The sequence below is a fragment of the Thermus kawarayensis JCM 12314 genome, from assembly GCF_055393575.1.
The window spans coordinates 1,690,689-1,708,750 of record NZ_AP043756.1 but is presented as its reverse complement, the minus strand read 5'-3'; the positions used below and the strand labels follow the sequence as shown (position 1 = coordinate 1,708,750).

Below are 18,062 nucleotides of genomic sequence, written 5' to 3'. Positions count from 1 at the left end.
GGGCTTGGCCGCTGGGGCGTCGTCTAACGGCAGGACAGCGGACTTTGGATCCGCCGGTCGTGGTTCGAGTCCACGCGCCCCAGCCAGTTTTTTCACACGCCTTTCGCATGGCCCGGGTAGACTGCCGCTGTGGCGGCGGACTATCCGGGCCTGCTCCTATTAAGCCGCAACCAGGCCCTTAGGGCCTATGTGGAGCTCCTCCTTTCCGAAAGGGGTATTCCCCTTCGCCCCTTTGACCTGGCCCGGGAAGGCCTTTTTTGGCTTTCGGAAAACACCCCCCGTTACATCCTCGTGGACCAGGATCTGGATGTGGACGCCTTCGCCGTGGCCACCCGCATCCGCCACGTGCGGCGGCTCAAGGAGGTTCCCCTGGCCGTCCTCATCTCCCCTCAGGAGAAGCTCCGCACCACCGCCGAGGTGGTGCGGGCGACTCCCATAGAAAAGCCCCTGACCCGGGAGAAGCTCTTCCGGTTTATGGGCCTTTCGGCCTAAAGGGAAGCCTTGGGTAAACTTAGGAGCGTGCGGGCGTTGCGCCTTCTCTTCCTCGCCCTGGTGGGGCTTCTCTTCGGGGTCCTTCTGGCCCTGGGCTATCTGGCCTACGCCTACACCCGGGGCCTCCCGGACCTCTCCCAGTTTGAGCGCCTCCGCCTCACGGCCACCTCCACCCTCTACGCCCGGGACGGGACCCCCCTGGCCCAGATCGCCAGCGTGGAGGAGGGGAGGGCCATTCACCGGAGCCTGGTCCGCCTTCCGGAGGTCTCCCCGGCGGCGGTGGCCGCCATCGTGTTTTCCGAGGACCGCCGCTTCTTCCAGCACTATGGGGTGGATTTTTTCCGGATCCTGGGGGCTCTCTACGCCATCGCCCGGGGGGACCTGCAGGGGGGAAGCACCATCACCACCCAGGTCATCAAGAACACCCTCCTTAAGGAGCTGGCCCAGGCCCGCTCCCTGGAGCGGAAGTTCAAGGAGTGGGCCTTGGCCCTGGAGCTGGAAAGGCGGTACACCAAGGAGGAGATCCTGGAGATGTACCTCAACGTGGTCCCCTGGGGGGGGAACGCCGTGGGCATCAAGGGGGCGGCGGAGGCCTATTTCGGCAAGGACCCCGCGGCCCTTACCCTCGCCGAGGGGCTTTACCTGGCCTCCCTCATCCCCGCGCCCAACGCCCGCTACCAGGACCTAAAGGGGGTGCGGGACAGGATGCGCCTCCTCCTCCGCCAGATGGTGGAGGAGGGCTGGGTGAGCCGGGAGCTGGCGGAGGCCGCCTGGAAGGAGCCCCTCACCCCGAGGGGATGGGAGGCGCGCTACGATGCCGAGGGCAACCTCCTGGAGGCCCGCCTGGTGGACCCCGAGGCCCGCCTTCTGAGGCAGCTGGACTACCGCATGGCCCCCCACTTCGTCCTGGAGGTGCGGCGCTTCCTGGAGGCCCGCTTCGGCAAGGAGAAGGTCTACGGGGAAGGGGGGCTTAAGGTCTACACCACCTTGGACCCTGCCATGCAGCGGGCGGCGGAGAGGGTGGCTTACAGGGCCCGCCTCCCGCAAGGGGCGGAGCTCGCCCTGGTGGCCTTGGACCCCACGACGGGGGAGGTCCTGGCCCTGGTGGGGGGGGTGCGGCGGGAAGGGGACGAGTACAACCGGGCCACCCGGGCCCTAAGGAACCCGGGGAGCGCGGTCAAGCCCTTTGTCTACGCCACCGCCTTTGAAGCGGGCTGGACCCAGGCCACCCTGGTGCCGGACCAGCCCCTGGAGTTCCCCGACCCCAGCCAGCCCGGGGGGCTCTGGCGGCCCAAGAACTTTTCCGGTACCTTTCTCAACCGGGAGGTCACCGTGCGCTACGCCCTGGACCTCTCCTTGAACCTGCCCGCCATCTACACCGCCCAGGCCATCGGCGTGGAGCGGGTGGCGGAGAAGCTTTCCCAGGCCGGGTTCGCCGTGAGGTACCCCACCTTGGCCATCGCCATCGGGGGGGCCTCCATCACCCCGGTGGACCTGGCCGCCGCCTACGCCGCCTTCGTCAACGGGGGTTACCGGGTGGCCCCCCTCTACGTGCAAAGGGTGGAGGACAGCGGGGGAAGGGTGCTCTACCAGGCCACCCCCGAAAGGCGCCGGCTCTTTGACCCCCTGGTGGCCTACCAGGGCTGGGACCTCCTAAAGGGGTACGTGTACGACCTGGGGGAAAAGGGCCTGGCCAAGGGGGCGCGGGTCCCGGGGCGGGTGGTGGGGGGGAAGACCGGGACCACCAACGAGGCCCGGGACCTCTGGTTCGCCGGCCTCACCCAGGGGCTTTCCGTGGTGGTCTGGGTGGGGCGGGACGACAACCAGCCCTTGCGCATGGGCGGGCGGGAGCCCTCCAGCTCGGTGGTGAACCCCCCCATCTTCCGGGACTTCGTGGCCGAGGCGCTAAGGGGCCGCCCGGGCGGGGACTTCCCCATGCCTTCGGGCCTGGTGCGGGCGCGGGTGGACCTCCTTTCGGGGTACGCCTCCCCCAGCGGGGTGGAGATGGTCTTTCCCCAGGGCAGGGAACCTTTGCCACCCCCTCCCCCGCCGGAGGCCCTTCCGCCCGCCCTCGAGGCCCCGCCCTCACCCCCCCAGGACACCCCGGCCTCCCCCCCGGAGGGAGCCCCATGAGCCCCCTGGCCCATGTCCGCGTGGTCCTGGTGGAGCCCCAGGAGCCCATGAACGTGGGGGCGGTGGCCCGGGCCATGCGCAACTTCGGCCTTTCCCGGCTCTACGTGGTGAACCCCGGGCCCAGGGTGGGCCCTCCCTGGGCGCAGGAGGCCTACTGGCTGGCGGTGCATGCGGGGGAGATCCTGGAGCAGGCGGTGGTGGCCCGGGGGCTTCTTGAGGCCCTTCGGGGAGCGCGGCTGGTGGTGGCCACCACGGGGAGGCCGAGGGAGCTCTACCCCGCTCCCGTGGTGCCCGCCTGGGAGGTGCCCCGGCACGTTCTTTCCGTGGGGGGGGAGGTGGCCTTGGTCTTCGGCCGGGAGACCTTTGGCCTGACCAACGAGGAGCTGGATCTGGCCCACCTTATCGGCACCATCCCCACCGCACCCGAGCAACCCTCCCTGAACCTGGCCCAGGCGGTGGTGGTCTTCGCCTACGAGCTGTTCAAGGCGGCTTCCCGGGGGGAGGAGGAGCCCAAGGAGGAGCTGGCGGAGGTCTCGGCCCTCGAGGCCCTCTTCCAAGACCTGGGGCGCTACATTTTGGAGATCGGCTTCACCGACGCACACCGCTTCCCCTATGCCATGCGCCGCCTGAGGCGCATCCTCCACAAGGCGAGGCTTTCCCCGGGGGAGGTCCAGCTCCTGAGGGGGCTTCTCCACCAAAGCCGCCACCGGATGAGGGACCGCCATGGCTAGCGAGAACCTCCTGCGCCTGGTACGCCTGGCCCAAAGGCTTCTGCCGCCCTTGATCGCCGCCGTGGTGGTGGCCTTTGAGCTCGCCCTCCTGCCCTATCGGCACCAGGACATGACCCTCTGGCTCCGCCTGGGCTTTTACGGCCTGGTGGGGCCTTTGGTGACCTACGCCGTTTTGGAGTGGATCGCCCAGGAGGTCTTGGAGAAGGTCCGGGCCGAGCGGGCCCTGGAGGAGGCCAACCGCCGTCTACAGGCGGCGGGGAGGATTTTCCGGGAGGCCCTGGAAAGCCAGAACCTGGAGGAGGCCACAAGCCGCCTGGCCCGGGCCCTCAGGGAGACCCTGGGCTACGAGGTGGTCCTGGAGGTGGAGGGGGTGCGGGAGGGGGAGGAGTGCGGAGGGCTTAGGGTGGAGCTTCCGGGGCTAAGGGGCTATCTGGAAGCCTGCTCCGAGGCCCCCGAGCGGGCCTTTTTGGAGGTGCTGGCCCACGAGGTGGCGGGGGCCTTGCAGTCCGTGGTGGCCCGGAGCCGGGACCTCCTCACCCTCTACGAGGTGGACCAGGCCCTGAAGGCCGAGGCTAACCTGGACCGGCTTTTGGAAGGCCTGCTGGAGCGCATCCGGGTCTGGGCCGAGGCCCAGGGGGGAGGGGTGCTCCTTTTGGACGAGGAGGGCTTTCTGGTGCCCCGGGTGGTGCGGGACCTGGACCTCCCGGGCCATCCCTTTCTCCCGGAGGGCCCCTGGCGGGGGGCCTTGGAAGGCCCCGTTTTTGTGGGCCAGGACACCTTGGCCCTGCCCCTCAGGGCCCGGGAGACCGTGGGGGTGCTGGCGCTTAAGGGCCTGGGGCTTTCCCGGCGCATCCCCTTCCTCTCCTTCTTGGCCTCCCAGGTGGCCCTGGCGGTGCGGAACGCCCAGGCCTATTTGCGGGCGGAGGAGCTTGCCATCAACGAGGAGAGGACCCGCATCGCCCGGGAGATCCACGACGGGCTGGCCCAGAGCCTGGCCTTTATGGCCTTGAAGCTGGACCTGGCGGAAAGGTTGCTGGCCAAGGACCAGGAGGCGGCCCTAAAGGCCCTCCAGGAGGTCAAGGACACCCTGAGGGCCCAGATCCGCGAGGTCCGGCGGAGCATCTTCGCCCTCCGGCCCATTGACCTGGAGCGTTACGGCTTTTTGGATTCCGTCCGGCGCTACGCCCAGGCCTTCGCCGAGCAGGCGGGCTTCCGGGTGCTCCTCTCCTTGCCCGAGCGGGTGGGGCTTTCCCAGGCCAGCGAGCTGGTCCTCTTCCGGGTGTTGCAGGAAGCCCTGACCAACGCCGCCAAACACGGCAAGCCCTCCCGGGTGGAGGTGGCCTTGGAGCCCTTGGGGGAGCGGGGGGCGAGGCTTACCGTGAGGGATAACGGCAAGGGCTTCCGGAACCCTGAGGCAGTGGGCCTGGGGGGGTTTGGCCTCACCCAGATGCGGGAGAGGGTGGAGGCCAGGGGGGGGCGTTTCCGGGTGCGCTCCGAGCCCGGGAGGGGCACGGAGGTGGTGGCGGAGGTGCCCTACTGAGGGCCCGCACCTTTGGGGAGCGGGGCACCCCCTGCTGGCCCAAGCCAGCATGGGGGGCTTCCCCGGGCCGGCAGGGCGAAGGAAACCGGAACCAAGGGTATGATGGGGGGCATGGACCGCCCGGTGCGCGTTCTCTTCGTGTGCCTGGGGAACATCTGCCGCAGCCCCCTGGCCGAGGGGGCCTTCCGCAAGCTTCTTAAGGAGCGGGGCCTCGAGGCCCGCTTTGAGGTGGACTCGGCGGGCACCGGGGCCTGGCACGCCGGGGAGCCCATGGACCCCCGGGCCCGGCGGGTGTTGGAGGAGGAGGGGGCCTACTTCCCCCACGTGGCCCGGGCCATGACCGCGGAGGACGCCCGCCACTACCACCACATCCTGGTCATGGACCGGGAGAACCTAAAGGAGGTGGAAAGGCGCTTCCCCGAGGCCAGGGGCAAGGCCCGCCTCCTCCTGGACTACCTGGGCGGGGGGGAGGTGCCGGACCCCTATTACGGGGACCTCCAAGACTGCCGGGAGGTGTACTGGACGGTGGAGGCCGCGGTCAGGGCCTTTCTGGAACGGCATGGACCCCCTGTCCCTGTTGAGGAAGGCGGGGCTTGAGGCCGAGGGCCCCCCCGTCCCCCTCCACGGGGGGGACATGGCCCGGGTCTACCGGGTGGGAGCCTACGTGGTGAAGCTGGCGGAAAACCCTCCCGAGGGCCTTTTCCGGGCCGAGGCCGAGGGGCTTCTGGCCTTGCGGGAACGGGGCGTGCGGGTGCCCCGGGTCTACGCCTGGGCGGAAGGGGGCCTGGTGCTGGAGTACCTGCCCCCTGGCCCCCAAGACTGGGAGGGGCTCGCCGGGATGCTCGCCCGGCTCCACCGGAGGCGGGAAGAGGCCTACCGGGCGGAGCCCGGTTTCCTGGGCACCTTTCCCCTCCCCGGGAGGCGAGGGGGGGAGTGGACGGAGTTCTTCTTCCTGCGGTGTGTGGAGCCCTTCCTACAGGCCACCTGGGGGCGCCTGGGGGAGGCGGGCTCTAAGGTAGAGGCCCTTTTCCAAAGGCCTTTGCCCACGGAGGGGCCTGCCCCCCTGCACGGGGACCTCTGGCGCGGGAACGTGCACTTCTCCCAAAGGGGGCCGGCCCTTCTGGACCCCTCCTTCTTCGTGGGGGAGCGGGGGGTGGACCTGGCCATGATGCGGCTTTTCGGCGGGTTTCCCGAGGCCTTCTGGCGGGCCTACCGGGAGGCCTACCCCATTCCCGAAGAGGTGGAAAGGGCCCTTCCCCGCTACCAGGTCTGCTACCTGTTGGCCCACGTGCACTTCTTCGGGGAGGGCTATCTGGGGGCTTTATGGAGGGCGATTTCCGCCTCTTAGGGCCCATTGACCTCCTACAGCTTCTGGCCCAGGGGGGGAGGACCGGGGTCTTCCGGGTGGAGGGGGGGGAGGTCTACCTGGAGGCCGGCCGGCCCGTGCACGCCGCCTACCGGGAAAAGGAGGGGAAGGAGGCCCTTCTGGCCCTTTTGACCCTGAGGGAAGGGGGTTTCCGCTTCCTTCCCGGGGAGCGGGCCCCCCGCACCTCCCTGGGCGGGCCTTTGGAGGGGTACCTCCTGGAGGCCCTCCGCCTCCTGGACGAGGGGGTGGAGGTGGGCCCCTTTGACCTGGTGCGGCCCACCCCGAAGGCCAGGGGCGCCCAGGCCACCCTGGAGCCCATGGAGCTCGCCCTCCTCCTGGCCCTGGAGGGGGGGAAAAGCCCCCTGGACCTCCTTCCCGCCACCGGCCTTCCCCTGGGGGAGGTGCTCAAGCGCCTGGGGCAGCTGGCGAGGCTCCGCCTGGTGGAGGTGGTCCCCAGGGTGCCCCATACCGCCAGGCTCCGGGTGGCCCTGGGGAGGCGGGGGGCCCAGGTGGACGGGCTTCTCCTCGCCGCCTGGCGGGCCCAGTACGGGGGGTTTGCCCGGGTGCGGGTGCGGGGGACCAAGGAGGCCTCCTTGGCCGTGGAGGGGGCGGAGGGGCTGGGGGTGGAGCTTCGCCTCGCCCCCGAGCTCCTCCTTTTTCACGGCTTCAAGGTGGGGGAGGAGGTTTTGGTCTGGCCCGAGGTCTAGGCCTATACTGGGAGCCATGCCCGAAGCCCAGGTGGCCCTGGAATCCGCGGTCCTCACCCACGGCCTGCCCTACCCCTTCAACCTGGAGACCCTCGAGGCCCTGGAGGAGGCGGTGCGGGAGGAGGGGGCAGTTCCCAAGACCATCGCCCTGGTGCGGGGGGAGGTGCGCCTGGGCCTCACCCCGGAGGAAAAGGCCCACCTGGCCCAAGGAGGGGCCGACAAGGCCAGCCTCTGGAACCTGGCCGCCCTCCTCGCCCAAGGAAAGAGCGCCGGCACCACCGTGGCCGCCACGGCGCACCTGGCCCACCGGTACGGCCTCCAGGTCTTCGCCACCGGGGGCATCGGCGGGGTGCACCCCGAGCCTTACGACGAAAGCGCCGACCTCGTGGCCCTCTCCCGCACCCCCATCCTGGTGGTCTCGGCGGGGCCCAAGGCCATTCTGGACCTGGGGGCCACCTTGGAGCGGCTGGAGACCCTGGGGGTGAGCGTGGTGGGTTACCGCACCGACCGCCTTCCCGCCTTCTACGCCCCCTCCTCCCCCTATCCCCTCCCCGCCCGGGTGGAAACGCCCCTGGAGGCCGCCCTCCTCTTCCGCAAAGCCAAGGCCCTGGGCCTCGGGGGCGTGCTCCTGGTGAACCCGGTTTCCCAGGGCCTCCCCTACGAGGAGGTGGCGAGGATGGTGGCGGAGGCGGGCCGCCAGGCCGCCCGCGAGGGCATCTCCGGCAAGGCCCTCACCCCCTACCTCCTCCGCCGCCTTAGCGAGCTCTCCCAGGGGGAGACCGACCGGGTAAACCGGAGGCTCCTCCTGGAAAACGCCCGCCTGGCGGCCCGCGTTGCCCTGGCCCTGGCGGGGCTAGAATAGCCTTGTGTGCGAGCTGGGGGAGAGGCTCAGACGGGCGCGGGAGGAGCGGGGCCTGACCCTGAAGGAGGCGGCCTCCCGCCTGGCCTTGAAGGCGGCCGTCCTGGAAGCCCTGGAGGCCTGCCGCTTTGAGGCCCTTCCCGAGCCCCCCTTGGCCCGGGGGTACCTCCGGCGTTACGCCCTCCTCCTGGGCCTGGACCCCGAGCCCCTTTTGGCCCTGTACCCCGCCCTCCCGCCCTCCCCCGCCCCTCCTCCCCGGCCCAGAGGGCGGCGCCTTCCCTGGGCCCTTTTCCTGGCCCTCTTCCTCCTCTTGGGCCTGGGTTACGGGGCCTACCTCCTCCTTCGGCCAAGCCCCACCCGGGTGGTGGAGCTTCCTCCCGGGCCTGCCCCAAAGGCGCCGGAGCGCTACCCCCTCCGGGTGGCCTCCGAGCCCCCCGGGGCCCGGGTCTACCTGGACGGCTTTTATCTGGGCCAGACCCCCCTGGAGGCCCCGCCCCTGGAGGGGGGAAGGCGGGTCCTCCGCCTGGAGCTTCCCGGGTACCGGCCCCTCGAGGAGGAGATCTCCCTGGACAGGCCTCTCGCCCTCCGCTACCGCCTCGAGGCCCTGCCCCAGACCCCTTCGCCGCCCCCCGGGGAGGCCCCCGCCCCTTTGAGGAAGCTCGTCCTCAAGGTGGAGGGCCGGAGCTGGCTCCGGGTGACCCAGGGGGAAAAGCGCCTTTACGAGGGCATCCCCGAGGTGGGGGCGGAGCTTTCCTTTGACCTGCCCGTGGAGGTGCGCTCGGGCAACCCGGGGGCGGTGCGGGTCATCCTGGAGGGGAAGGACCTGGGGCCCCTGGGGGAGCCCGGCAAGCCCCTCACCCGGCGCTTCCCCTGATCCGGCACCTTTATACTCTTCTTCTGTTGGGGCCCGTGGGCCCCGGGAGGCGTATGGCGAAGATCGGCTTTGTGAGCCTGGGGTGCCCCAAGGCCTTGGTGGACTCCGAGCAGATCCTTTCCCGGCTCAGGGCCTTGGGCTACGAGACGAGCCCCACCTACGGGGAGGCGGAGCTCGTCATCGTGAACACCTGCGGCTTCATCACCCCTGCGGTGGAGGAGAGCCTCGAGGCCATCGGGGAGGCCCTCCGGGAAAACGGCAAGGTGGTGGTCACGGGGTGCCTGGGGGCCAGGCCCGAGAAGATCCGGGAGCGCCACCCCCAGGTGCTCGCCGTCACGGGCCCGGGGGAGGTGGAAAGGGTTCTGGAAGCGGTGCAGGAGGTGCTCCCCGCGCCCCGGGACCCCTTCTTGGACCTCGTCCCCCCCCAGGTGAAGCTCACCCCCCGCCACTACGCCTACCTGAAGCTCTCCGAGGGGTGCGACCACCGCTGCAGCTTCTGCATCATTCCCAAGCTCCGGGGGAGGCTCCGCTCCCGGGACGCCGCCCACGTGCTCGCCGAGGCGGCGCGGCTCGTGGCCACGGGCACCAAGGAGCTCCTCCTCATTGCCCAGGACCTTTCCGCCTACGGGGTGGACCTAAAGCACCGGGAGAGCTTCTTTGGAGACCAGCGGGTCCGGGCGGAGCTTAAGGACCTCCTCGCCCACATGGCGGGGCTTGGGGCCTGGATAAGGCTCCACTACGTCTACCCCTACCCCCACGTGAAGGACCTCCTCCCCCTCATGGCCGAGGGGAAGGTGCTGCCCTACCTGGACGTCCCCCTCCAGCACGCCTCGCCCCGGATCCTCCGCCTCATGCGCCGCCCCGGGGGGTACCAAAGCCACCTTCGGACCATCAAAGCCTGGCGGGAGGCGGTGCCGGAGCTCGCCCTCCGCTCCACCTTCATCGTGGGCTTCCCCGGGGAGACGGAGGAGGACTTCCAGATCCTCCTGGACTTCCTGGAGGAGGCGGAGCTGGACCGGGTGGGGGTCTTCGCCTACTCCCCGGTGGAGGGGGCGGAGGCCAACCTCCTCCCGGACCCCGTGCCCGAGGAGGTCAAGGAGGAGCGCAGGGCGAGGCTTCTGGAGCTCCAGGCCCGGGTGAGCCTGCGCAAGAACCGGCGCTTCGTGGGGAAGACCCTCGAGGTCCTGGTGGACGAGCTTCCCGAGCCCGGCCTCGCCGTGGGCCGCACCTACCGCGACTCCCCGGGGATTGACGGCGTGGTCTACGTGGAGACCGACGGCACCGTGCGGGTGGGGGACCGGATCCCCGTGCGCATCACCCGGGCGGAGACCTACGACCTCTTCGGGGTCCAGGCGTAGGATAGGGGCGGTATGTACATCGTCATCGCCGGGGGCGGGGAGGTGGGCGGGGAGCTGGCCCGCACCTTGGAGAAGGCCCACGAGGTGGTGGTCATCGACCGCAACCCCCAGGCCAAGGAGCGCTTTGCCCCGCTGGACGTCAAGGTGGTGGTGGGAGGGGCCACGGACCCCGACACCTTAAGGGAGGCCGGGGTGGACCGGGCGGACCTCTTCATCGCCAGCACCGACTCCGACGAGATCAACCTCCTGGCCTCCCTCCTGGCCAAGGGGCTTGGGGCCAAGGAGACCCTCTGCTTCGTGGGCAAGGGGGGGTACGTGGAGGTGCTCACCGACCCCCGCACCGCCGAGATCCTCGGCACCCGCATAGACAAGGTCCTCTGGCCCCAGCGGGCCATGGCCCGGGAGATCGTGGAGGTCATCCTGGTCCCCGGGGCGGTGGACACGGAGTTCCTGGCGGAGGGGCGGCTCCGCTTCGTGGAGTACCGGGTCAAGGAGGGGGGGGCCTACGCCCACCGCCTTCTCGCCGAGCTTTCCTGGCCGGAGGGGGTCTTGGTGGTGGGGGTGGTGCGCCGCGGGGAGTTTTTGGGCTTCGCCCACCCTGAGTTTCCCGAGCTGGTGCTGGAGCCCGGGGACAAGCTCCTCTTCGTCACCACCTTGAGGGCCTTCCCCGAGCTGGAGGCCTGCTTCGCCTCGGGCCGGGGGGTGCGCCGGGTGATGGTCCTGGGGGGGGGCAACGTGGGCTTCATGGTGGCCCAGGAGCTTTCGCGGCGGCGGATAGAGGTGGTGGTCATTGAGCCCAGCGGGGAGCGGTGCCAGTGGCTGGCCCAGGAGCTGCCGGGAGCCCTCATCATCCAGGGGGACGGCACCGACCTGGAGCTCCTGCAGGCCGAGGGGATGGCGGAGGCCGACGCCGTGGTGGCCGTCACCGACAACGACGAGAAGAACCTCCTGGCCTCCCTCCTGGCCAAGCAGCTCGGGGTGGGCAAGGTCATCACCCGGGTTTCCCGTTCCGAGACCCGCAGGCTCTTTGAGGAGGTGGGGATTGACCTGCCCCTCACCCCCCGCCAGGCGGCGGTGCGGGCGGTGCTGGACTTCCTGGGTCCCGAGAACGTGGAGCACGTCTCCACCATGGACGAGAACATAGAGCTTCTGGAGGTGGAGCTTCCCGAAAGCTTCGCCCCTAGGCCCTTGGAGAGGCTTGCGGGGCCCCAGGTGGCCCCCATCGCCCTGGAGCGGGACCACCGGGTGATGCTCTACCGGGGGGGCCTCGAGGCCCTCCCCGGGGACCGGCTCTTCCTGGTGGTGGCCCGGGAGGTGGCGGATGCGGTCGTGGCCCGGATCCTCGGCTAGGGGAGGGGTGCGCTCCAGCCTCTACCTCCTGGGCCTCACCTACCAGGGCTTCGGGGGGGTTTTTCTGGCCTTCGCCCTTCTGGCCTTCCTCTGGGGGGAGGACGCCCGGGGCTTCGCCCTCTCGGCCCTTCTGGGGCTTGGGCTTGGGCGCCTCCTCCAGGCCCTGGGCCGGCCGGAGGTCCAGCCCAGGCGGGCCGAGGTCTTCGCCAGCGTGGCCCTCCTGTGGCTGGCGGTGCCCCTTTTGGGGGCGGTGCCCTACTGGGTCTCCGGGGGGCTTGGCTACCTGGACGCCCTCTTTGAGGCGGTCTCCGGGTTCACCACCACCGGGGCCACGGTGCTCAGCGATTTCGGCCGCTTCGGCCAAAGCCTCTTCCTCTGGCGGAGCTTCACCCAGTGGATGGGGGGCATGGGCATCGTCCTCCTCTTCCTGGTGGTCTTCCCCCAGCTCCAGGTGGCGGGCCGCCAGGCCTTCTTCGCCGAGGCCACCGGGGTGGAGAAGGAGAGGCTCACCCCCAGGCTTCGCCACACCGCCCAGGCGGTGCTCCGGGTCTATCTCCTCCTCACCGCCTTGGCCTTTCTGGCCTACTTTGGGGCGGGGGTTCCCGCCTTTGAGGCCCTGGCCAACGCCTTGGCCACCATCCCGGCCGGGGGGTTTAGCCCCAATCCGCAAAGCTTCGCCGCCTATTCTCCCTTGGCCCAGTGGGCGGGGGTCCTCTTCATGTTTTTGGCGGGGGTGAACTTCCTCCTGCAGTACCGCCTCCTCTTCGGCCGGGAGGTGAGGCCCCTTCTGCGGGACGCCGAGTTCCGGGCCTATGCGGTCTTGGCGCTCCTGGCGGGTTTTCTTCTCGCCTTCTACTTCTACACCCACCACCTCTACGGCCTCGAGGCCAGCCTCCGCCACGCCTTCTTCCAGGTGGTCTCCATCCTCACCACCACGGGCTTCGCCAGCGTGGACTTCGCGGGTTGGGTGGTCCCGGCCCAGGCGGTTTTGGTCCTCCTCATGTTCGTGGGGGGGAGCGCGGGCTCAGGGGCGGGCGGGATCAAGGTGGTGCGCTGGCTCTTGCTCTTCGGCTTCCTCAGGCGGGAGATCACCCGCACCCTTCACCCCCAGGCGGTGCTTCCCCTGCGCCTGGGGCAGAGGGTGGTTTCCGAGGAGGCCCTGCGCCAGGTTTCCGTCTTCGTTTTCCTTTACACCCTCCTTTTCGGGGCCGGGACCCTGGCCCTGGCCCTCCTGGAGAAGGACTTCGTGGTGGCCTTCACCGCCAGCGCCCAGGCCATCGGCAACATCGGCCCGGGCCTCGGCCCCGTGGGGCCCATGGGCTCTTACGCCGGCCTCCATCCCTTCTCCAAGGGGGTCCTCATCTTCCTGATGTGGGCGGGGCGGATAGAGATCCTGCCCGTGGCCCTCCTCTTGAGCCCCGAGCTTTGGCGGCGCCTTAGGTGAGAAAAGGGGTCCTCGGCCCCCCCGAGCCGGTATAATCCTTCCCCGTGAGGACCCTAGGGCAGATCACCGCCATGCCCGAGCTCCCCGAGCCCCTGAGGGGCCTAAGGGAGCTGGCCTACAACCTCTGGTGGAGCTGGAACCCGGAGGCGGCGGAGCTTTTCCAGGAGGTGGACCCTTCGCTTTGGAAACGCTTCCGCGGCAACCCCGTGAAGCTCCTCCTGGAGGTGGACCCCGCGCGTCTGGAAGGGCTCCTCGGCACCGGCTACCCGGCCCGGGTCCAGGGGGTGTTGCAGGCCCTGAGGGCCTACCTGGAGGAGCGCCAGCGGAAAAAAGGCCCCCTTACCGCCTACTTTTCCGCCGAGTACGGCTTTCACAGCTCCCTGCCCATCTACGCCGGGGGGCTTGGGGTGCTGGCCGGAGACCACGTGAAGGCGGCCAGCGACCTGGGCCTGAACCTGGTGGGGGTGGGGATCTTTTACCACGAGGGCTACTTCCACCAGCGGCTCTCCAAGGAGGGCGTCCAGGTGGAGGTCTACGAGCCTCTCCATCCCGAGGAGCTCCCCCTGCTTTCGGTGCGGGACTGGGAAGGGAGGCCCCTCAGGGTGGGGGTGGAGTTTCCCGGGCGCACGGTGTGGCTTGGGGCCTACCGGGTGCAGGTGGGGGCGGTGCCGGTCTACCTCCTCACCGCCGACCTTCCGGAGAACGCCCCTGAGGACCGGGCCATCACCGCCAGGCTCTACGCCCCGGGGCTGGAGATGCGCTTGAAGCAGGAGATGGTCTTGGGCATCGGGGGGATGCGGCTTCTCAGGGCCCTGGGCCTTTCCCCCGAGGTCTTCCACATGAACGAGGGGCACTCGGCCTTTTTGGGTTTGGAAAGGCTGAGGGAGCTGGTGGGGGAGGGCCACCCCTTCCCCCTGGCCCTGGAGCTGGCCAGGGCGGGGGCCCTCTTCACCACCCACACCCCGGTGCCCGCCGGGCACGACGCCTTCCCCCTGGAGCTCATGGACCAGTACCTGGGCCACTTCTGGGAGAAGCTGGGGGCGGGCCGGGAGGAGGTTCTGGCCTTGGGCCTGGAGGAGAAGCCCTGGGGCAGGGTCTTCTCCATGTCCAACCTGGCCCTTAAGACCAGCGCCCAGGCAGGGGGGGTGAGCCGCCTCCACGGGGAGGTCTCCCGCCGGATGTTCCACCACCTCTGGCCGGACCTCCTGGTGGAAGAGGTGCCCATCGGGCACGTCACCAACGGGGTCCACACCTGGACCTTCCTCCACCCGAGGCTTCGCCGCCACTACGCCGAGGTCTTCGGCCCCGAGTGGCAGAAGCGCCCCGAGGACCCCACCACCTGGAGGGTGGAGGGCCTGGGGGAGGAGTTCTGGCGCATCCACAAGGAGCTTCGCGCCGAGCTCATCCGCGAGGTGCGGCAGCGGGTTTACGAGCAGCGCCGCCGCAACGGGGAAAGCCCCGGCCGCCTGCGGGAGGCCGAGCGCCTTTTGGACCCGGAGGCCCTCACCATCGGCTTCGCCCGGCGCTTCGCCACCTACAAGCGGGCTGTCCTCCTCTTCAAGGACCCGGAGCGCCTGGTCAAGATCCTCCGGGGGCCTTACCCCGTGCAGTTCGTCTTCGCCGGGAAGGCCCACCCCAAGGACGAGCCCGGCAAGGCCTACCTGCAGGAGCTCATGGCCAAGATCCGGGAGTTGGGCCTCGAGGACCGCATGGTGGTGGTGGAGGACTACGACATGTACCTGGCCCGCCTTCTGGTCCACGGCTCCAACGTCTGGCTCAACACCCCCCGCCGCCCCATGGAGGCCAGCGGCACCAGCGGTATGAAGGCGGCCCTGAATGGCGCTTTAAACCTGAGCGTCCTGGACGGCTGGTGGGCCGAGGCCTTTAACGGCAAAAACGGCTTCGCCATCGGGGACGAGAGGGTCTACGAGAGCGAGGAGGCCCAGGACATGGCCGACGCCCAGGCCCTCTACGATGCCCTGGAGTCCGAGGTCCTCCCCCTCTTCTACGCCAAGGGGCCCGAGGGCTACTCCGCAAGCTGGCTGGCCATGATCCACGAGAGCCTGCGCACCGTGGGGCCCTACTTCAGCGCTGCCCGCATGGTGAGGGAGTACCTGGCCCTTTACCAAAAGGGGGCGGAGATGGCGGGGCGGGCCCGGGAGGGGGCCAAGGCCCTGGAGGCCCTCCAAAAAGCTCTGCCCGCCTTCTTCGCCCTGGGCCTTCGGGTAGAGGCTCCGGGCCATCTCACCCTCAACGGGGAGCCTCTCCGGGTGCGGGCCTGGGTGGAAGGGGAGGTGCCTGTGGCCCTAAAGCCCTTCCTGGAGGTCCAGCTGGTGGTCAGGCGGAGCACGGGGGAGCTGGAGGTGGTCTCCCTGGTCCCTTCCCCGGGGGGGTACGAGGGGGGCTTCCGCCCTCCCCGCCCGGGAAGCTACGCCTACGGGGTGCGCCTGGCCCTGAGGCACCCGGTCACGGGGCGGGTGGCCTGGGTGCGCTGGGCCTAGGCGTGTATAATCACCCCCGTTAGGAGGTGGGCATGAAGAAGCTTGCGCTTTGGCTGGGAGTGTTGGCGCTGGGCTTGGCCTTGGCCCAGGTGCGGAGCTTTGACGCCATCCGGCGCTCCGGGGAGATCCGCATCGGCACGGAAGGGGCCTTCCCCCCCTTCAACTACTTTGACGAGAAGAACCAGCTTACCGGCTTTGAGGTGGACCTGGGCAACGCCATCGCCAAAAAGCTGGGGCTGAAGCCCGTCTGGATCGCCCAGTCCTTTGACAGCCTCCTCATCCAGCTCAACCAGGGGCGCTTTGACTTCGTCATCGCTTCCCACGGCATCACCGAGGAGCGGGCCAAGGCGGTGGACTTCACCAACCCCCACTACTGCACGGGCGGGTTGATCGTGAGCAAGAAGGGAGGGCCCAGGACCGCCAAAGACCTCCAGGGCAAGGTGGTGGGGGTGCAGATCGGCACCACCTACATGGAGGCGGCCCAGAAGATCCCTGGGGTCAAGCAGGTGCGCACCTACCAGAAGGACCCCGACGCCCTCCAGGACCTTCTCTCGGGCCGTCTGGACGCTTGGATCACCGACCGCTTCGTGGCCAAGGAGGCCATCAAGGAGAGGAAGCTGGAAAACACCCTCCAGCTCGGGGAGCTCCTCTTCCAGGAAAGGGTGGCCATGGCGGTGGCCAAGGGGAATAAGGGGGTGCTGGACGCCCTCAACCAGGCCCTGGCCGACCTCATGAAGGACGGCACCTACGCCCAGATCTCCAAGAAGTGGTTCGGCGAGGACGTGCGCTGCCGTTAGCCTTCACCTAGGCCCTGGGGCGGGAGGGCCCCAGGGCCTATCCTTGAAGCAAGATGCGCTTCTTTTCCCGCGCCCTTCTTTTCCTGACCCTTCTCGCCCTGGGGTACGTGGCCTTCTTCGCCCTCTTGGGCCTGGCCTTGGAGCGGTACTTCCTCCTGGCGGGCTTTGGCCCCGAGCGGGCGGCCTCGGCGGGGCAGGCCATGGCCCAGGGGGCAGAGATCACCCTCAAGCTCACCCTGATCTCTGGGGGGGCGGGGCTCGTCATCGGCGTTCTGGCGGGGATGTTCCGCCTCTCGGCCCGGCCCTGGGTGCGGCTTCCCGCCGCCTTTTACATCTGGGTGACCCGGGGAACCCCCCTGCTTGTCCAGATCCTCTTCGCCTATACCGCCCTTCCCCTTCTCCTCCAGCCCCTCTGGCCTAGCGCCCAGCAGGCCCTTACCCCCTACTGGGCGGCCTTCCTCGCCCTCTCCTTCAACGTGGGGGCCTACAACGCCGAGGTGGTGCGGGCCGGGATCCAGGCCATCCCCAAGGGGCAGTGGGAGGCGGCCTGGTCCCTGGGGCTTTCCCCGGTGGACACCATGCGCTTCGTGATCCTGCCCCAGGCCCTGAGGATCGTGGTGCCCCCTCTGGTCAACAACGTGGTGGCCCTCCTCAAGGACTCCTCCTTGGCCAGCGTCATCACCCTCACGGAGCTCGCCCTTTCGGGCCAGCGCATCATCTCCGCCACCTTCCGGCCCGTGGAGGTATACCTGGCGGTGGCCGCCATCTACCTTCTCCTCACCACGGTGCTCACCCTCTTCACCAACCGCCTCGAGGCCCGCCTCAGGGTGGCGGGCCGCTAGGAGGCTTGCGGGGGGTGGCCCCCCGGGGTATACTGACCCCGGCCTAAAGGAGGTGGTGTGATGCAGACGAAGAAGGTGTTTTTGGCGGCTCTAGCCCTCCTCGGCCTGGGGATGGCCCAGGAGTTCCTCACCATCGGCTCCGGTTCCACCACCGGGGTCTACTTCCCCGTGGCCACGGGCATGGCCAAGCTGGTGAACGACGCGGGCGTGGGCCTCCGGGCCAACGCCCGCTCCACCGGGGGAAGCGTGGCCAACATCAACGCCATCGCCGCCGGGGAGTTTGAGATGGCCTTGGCCCAGAACGACATCGCCTACTACGCCTACCAGGGCTGCTGCATCGCCGCCTTTGACGGCAAGCCGGTGAAGGGGATCCGCGCCCTGGCCGCCCTCTACCCCGAGGTGGTCCACATCGTGGCCCGGGCCGACGCCGGCATCCGCACCGTGGCCGACCTCAAGGGCAAGCGGGTGGTGGTGGGGGACGTGGGCTCCGGCACGGAGCAGAACGCCCGGCAGATCCTCGAGGCCTACGGCCTCCGCTTTGAGGACCTGGGCCAGGCCATCCGGGTGAGCGCCAACCAGGGCATCCAGCTCGTGCAGGACAAGCGGGCGGACGCCCTCTTCTACACCGTGGGCCTGGGGGCGAGCGCCATCCAGCAGCTGGCCCTCACCACCCCCATCGCCCTGGTGGCCGTGGATCTGAGCCGGGTCCAGGCCATCGCCAAGAAGTACCCCTTCTACGTGGGCTTTAACATCCCAGGGGGCACCTACAAGGGCGTGGACGTCACCACCCCCACGGTGGCGGTCCAGGCCATGCTCATCGCCTCGGAGAAGCTTTCCGAGGAGACGGTTTACAAGTTCATGAAGGCGGTCTTCGGCAACCAGGAGGCCTTCAAGAAGATCCACCCCAACCTGGAGCGCTTCTTTAGCCTACAGAAGGCGGTGAAGGGCCTGCCCATTCCCCTCCACCCCGGGGCGGCGCGCTTCTACAAGGAGGCCGGGGTCCTGAAGTAGCCCTAAAGCCCCAAAAAGGGGGCCCCCTGGCGGGGGCCCCTCGTCCGGTAAGGGGAA

Annotated in this window: 16 protein-coding genes and 1 tRNA gene; all 17 read left to right on the top strand. The window is 69.4% G+C overall.

The features are described 5' to 3' along the window. Nucleotides 1-12 precede the first annotated feature (12 nt). The 17 genes from ACZ5RK_RS09435 to ACZ5RK_RS09355 all read left to right on the top strand — a co-directional run bounded on the left by ACZ5RK_RS09435 (nucleotide 13) and on the right by ACZ5RK_RS09355 (nucleotide 18,005). A tRNA-Gln gene (locus tag ACZ5RK_RS09435) sits at nucleotides 13-86 on the top strand. Nucleotides 87-129: 43 nt separating this feature from the next. Further along, nucleotides 130-492, top strand: a complete 363-nt coding sequence (locus tag ACZ5RK_RS09430) for a response regulator (protein WP_464908954.1) — start codon at nucleotides 130-132, stop codon at nucleotides 490-492. 27 nt (nucleotides 493-519) lie between these two features. Beyond that, nucleotides 520-2,625, top strand: coding sequence for a transglycosylase domain-containing protein (locus tag ACZ5RK_RS09425; protein ID WP_464908953.1), 2,106 nt, complete (start codon nucleotides 520-522; stop codon nucleotides 2,623-2,625). Then, entirely contained in the window at nucleotides 2,622-3,356 is a 735-nt protein-coding gene (locus ACZ5RK_RS09420) for an RNA methyltransferase (protein WP_464908952.1), read from the top strand. The genes ACZ5RK_RS09425 and ACZ5RK_RS09420 overlap by 4 nt, the downstream gene beginning before the upstream one ends. Further along, nucleotides 3,349-4,896, top strand: a complete 1,548-nt coding sequence (locus ACZ5RK_RS09415; RefSeq protein ID WP_464908951.1) for a sensor histidine kinase — start codon at nucleotides 3,349-3,351, stop codon at nucleotides 4,894-4,896. The genes ACZ5RK_RS09420 and ACZ5RK_RS09415 overlap by 8 nt, the downstream gene beginning before the upstream one ends. 102 nt (nucleotides 4,897-4,998) lie before the next feature. Then, the gene (locus ACZ5RK_RS09410; protein WP_464910079.1) at nucleotides 4,999-5,493 is read left to right on the top strand and encodes a low molecular weight protein-tyrosine-phosphatase; all 495 of its coding nucleotides are present in this window, start codon (nucleotides 4,999-5,001) and stop codon (nucleotides 5,491-5,493) included. After that, nucleotides 5,456-6,244 (top strand): fructosamine kinase family protein, encoded by a 789-nt coding sequence (locus ACZ5RK_RS09405; protein ID WP_054647883.1) that lies wholly within the window; start codon nucleotides 5,456-5,458, stop codon nucleotides 6,242-6,244. Before ACZ5RK_RS09410 ends, ACZ5RK_RS09405 begins: the two co-directional genes overlap by 38 nt. Beyond that, entirely contained in the window at nucleotides 6,220-6,969 is a 750-nt protein-coding gene (locus ACZ5RK_RS09400) for a DUF4388 domain-containing protein (protein ID WP_464908950.1), read from the top strand. The genes ACZ5RK_RS09405 and ACZ5RK_RS09400 overlap by 25 nt, the downstream gene beginning before the upstream one ends. 16 nt (nucleotides 6,970-6,985) lie before the next feature. Continuing rightward, nucleotides 6,986-7,831, top strand: a complete 846-nt coding sequence (locus ACZ5RK_RS09395; RefSeq protein WP_464908949.1) for a pseudouridine-5'-phosphate glycosidase — start codon at nucleotides 6,986-6,988, stop codon at nucleotides 7,829-7,831. 4 nt (nucleotides 7,832-7,835) lie between these two features. Further along, the gene (locus ACZ5RK_RS09390) at nucleotides 7,836-8,702 is read left to right on the top strand and encodes a RodZ domain-containing protein (RefSeq protein ID WP_464908948.1); all 867 of its coding nucleotides are present in this window, start codon (nucleotides 7,836-7,838) and stop codon (nucleotides 8,700-8,702) included. Between the two features lie 53 nt (nucleotides 8,703-8,755). Beyond that, nucleotides 8,756-10,060, top strand: coding sequence for a 30S ribosomal protein S12 methylthiotransferase RimO (rimO, locus tag ACZ5RK_RS09385; protein ID WP_464908947.1), 1,305 nt, complete (start codon nucleotides 8,756-8,758; stop codon nucleotides 10,058-10,060). Nucleotides 10,061-10,072: 12 nt separating this feature from the next. Then, nucleotides 10,073-11,410 carry a Trk system potassium transporter TrkA gene (gene trkA / locus ACZ5RK_RS09380; RefSeq protein WP_464908946.1) on the top strand — a complete coding sequence of 446 codons (1,338 nt, stop codon included), beginning with the start codon at nucleotides 10,073-10,075 and terminating at the stop codon, nucleotides 11,408-11,410. Next, entirely contained in the window at nucleotides 11,382-12,854 is a 1,473-nt protein-coding gene (locus ACZ5RK_RS09375) for a TrkH family potassium uptake protein (protein WP_464908945.1), read from the top strand. Before trkA ends, ACZ5RK_RS09375 begins: the two co-directional genes overlap by 29 nt. 44 nt (nucleotides 12,855-12,898) lie before the next feature. Next, the gene (gene glgP, locus ACZ5RK_RS09370; protein WP_464908944.1) at nucleotides 12,899-15,355 is read left to right on the top strand and encodes an alpha-glucan family phosphorylase; all 2,457 of its coding nucleotides are present in this window, start codon (nucleotides 12,899-12,901) and stop codon (nucleotides 15,353-15,355) included. A 32-nt stretch (nucleotides 15,356-15,387) separates the two neighbouring features. After that, nucleotides 15,388-16,152 carry an ABC transporter substrate-binding protein gene (locus ACZ5RK_RS09365; protein ID WP_054647018.1) on the top strand — a complete coding sequence of 255 codons (765 nt, stop codon included), beginning with the start codon at nucleotides 15,388-15,390 and terminating at the stop codon, nucleotides 16,150-16,152. Nucleotides 16,153-16,205: 53 nt separating this feature from the next. Continuing rightward, complete coding sequence (locus ACZ5RK_RS09360; protein ID WP_464908943.1) at nucleotides 16,206-16,994, top strand: amino acid ABC transporter permease; 789 nt, start codon at nucleotides 16,206-16,208, stop codon at nucleotides 16,992-16,994. 60 nt (nucleotides 16,995-17,054) lie between these two features. After that, nucleotides 17,055-18,005: a TAXI family TRAP transporter solute-binding subunit gene (locus ACZ5RK_RS09355; protein ID WP_464908942.1), complete on the top strand. Its 951-nt coding sequence runs from the start codon at nucleotides 17,055-17,057 to the stop codon at nucleotides 18,003-18,005. The last annotated feature ends 57 nt before the right edge of the window (nucleotides 18,006-18,062 follow it).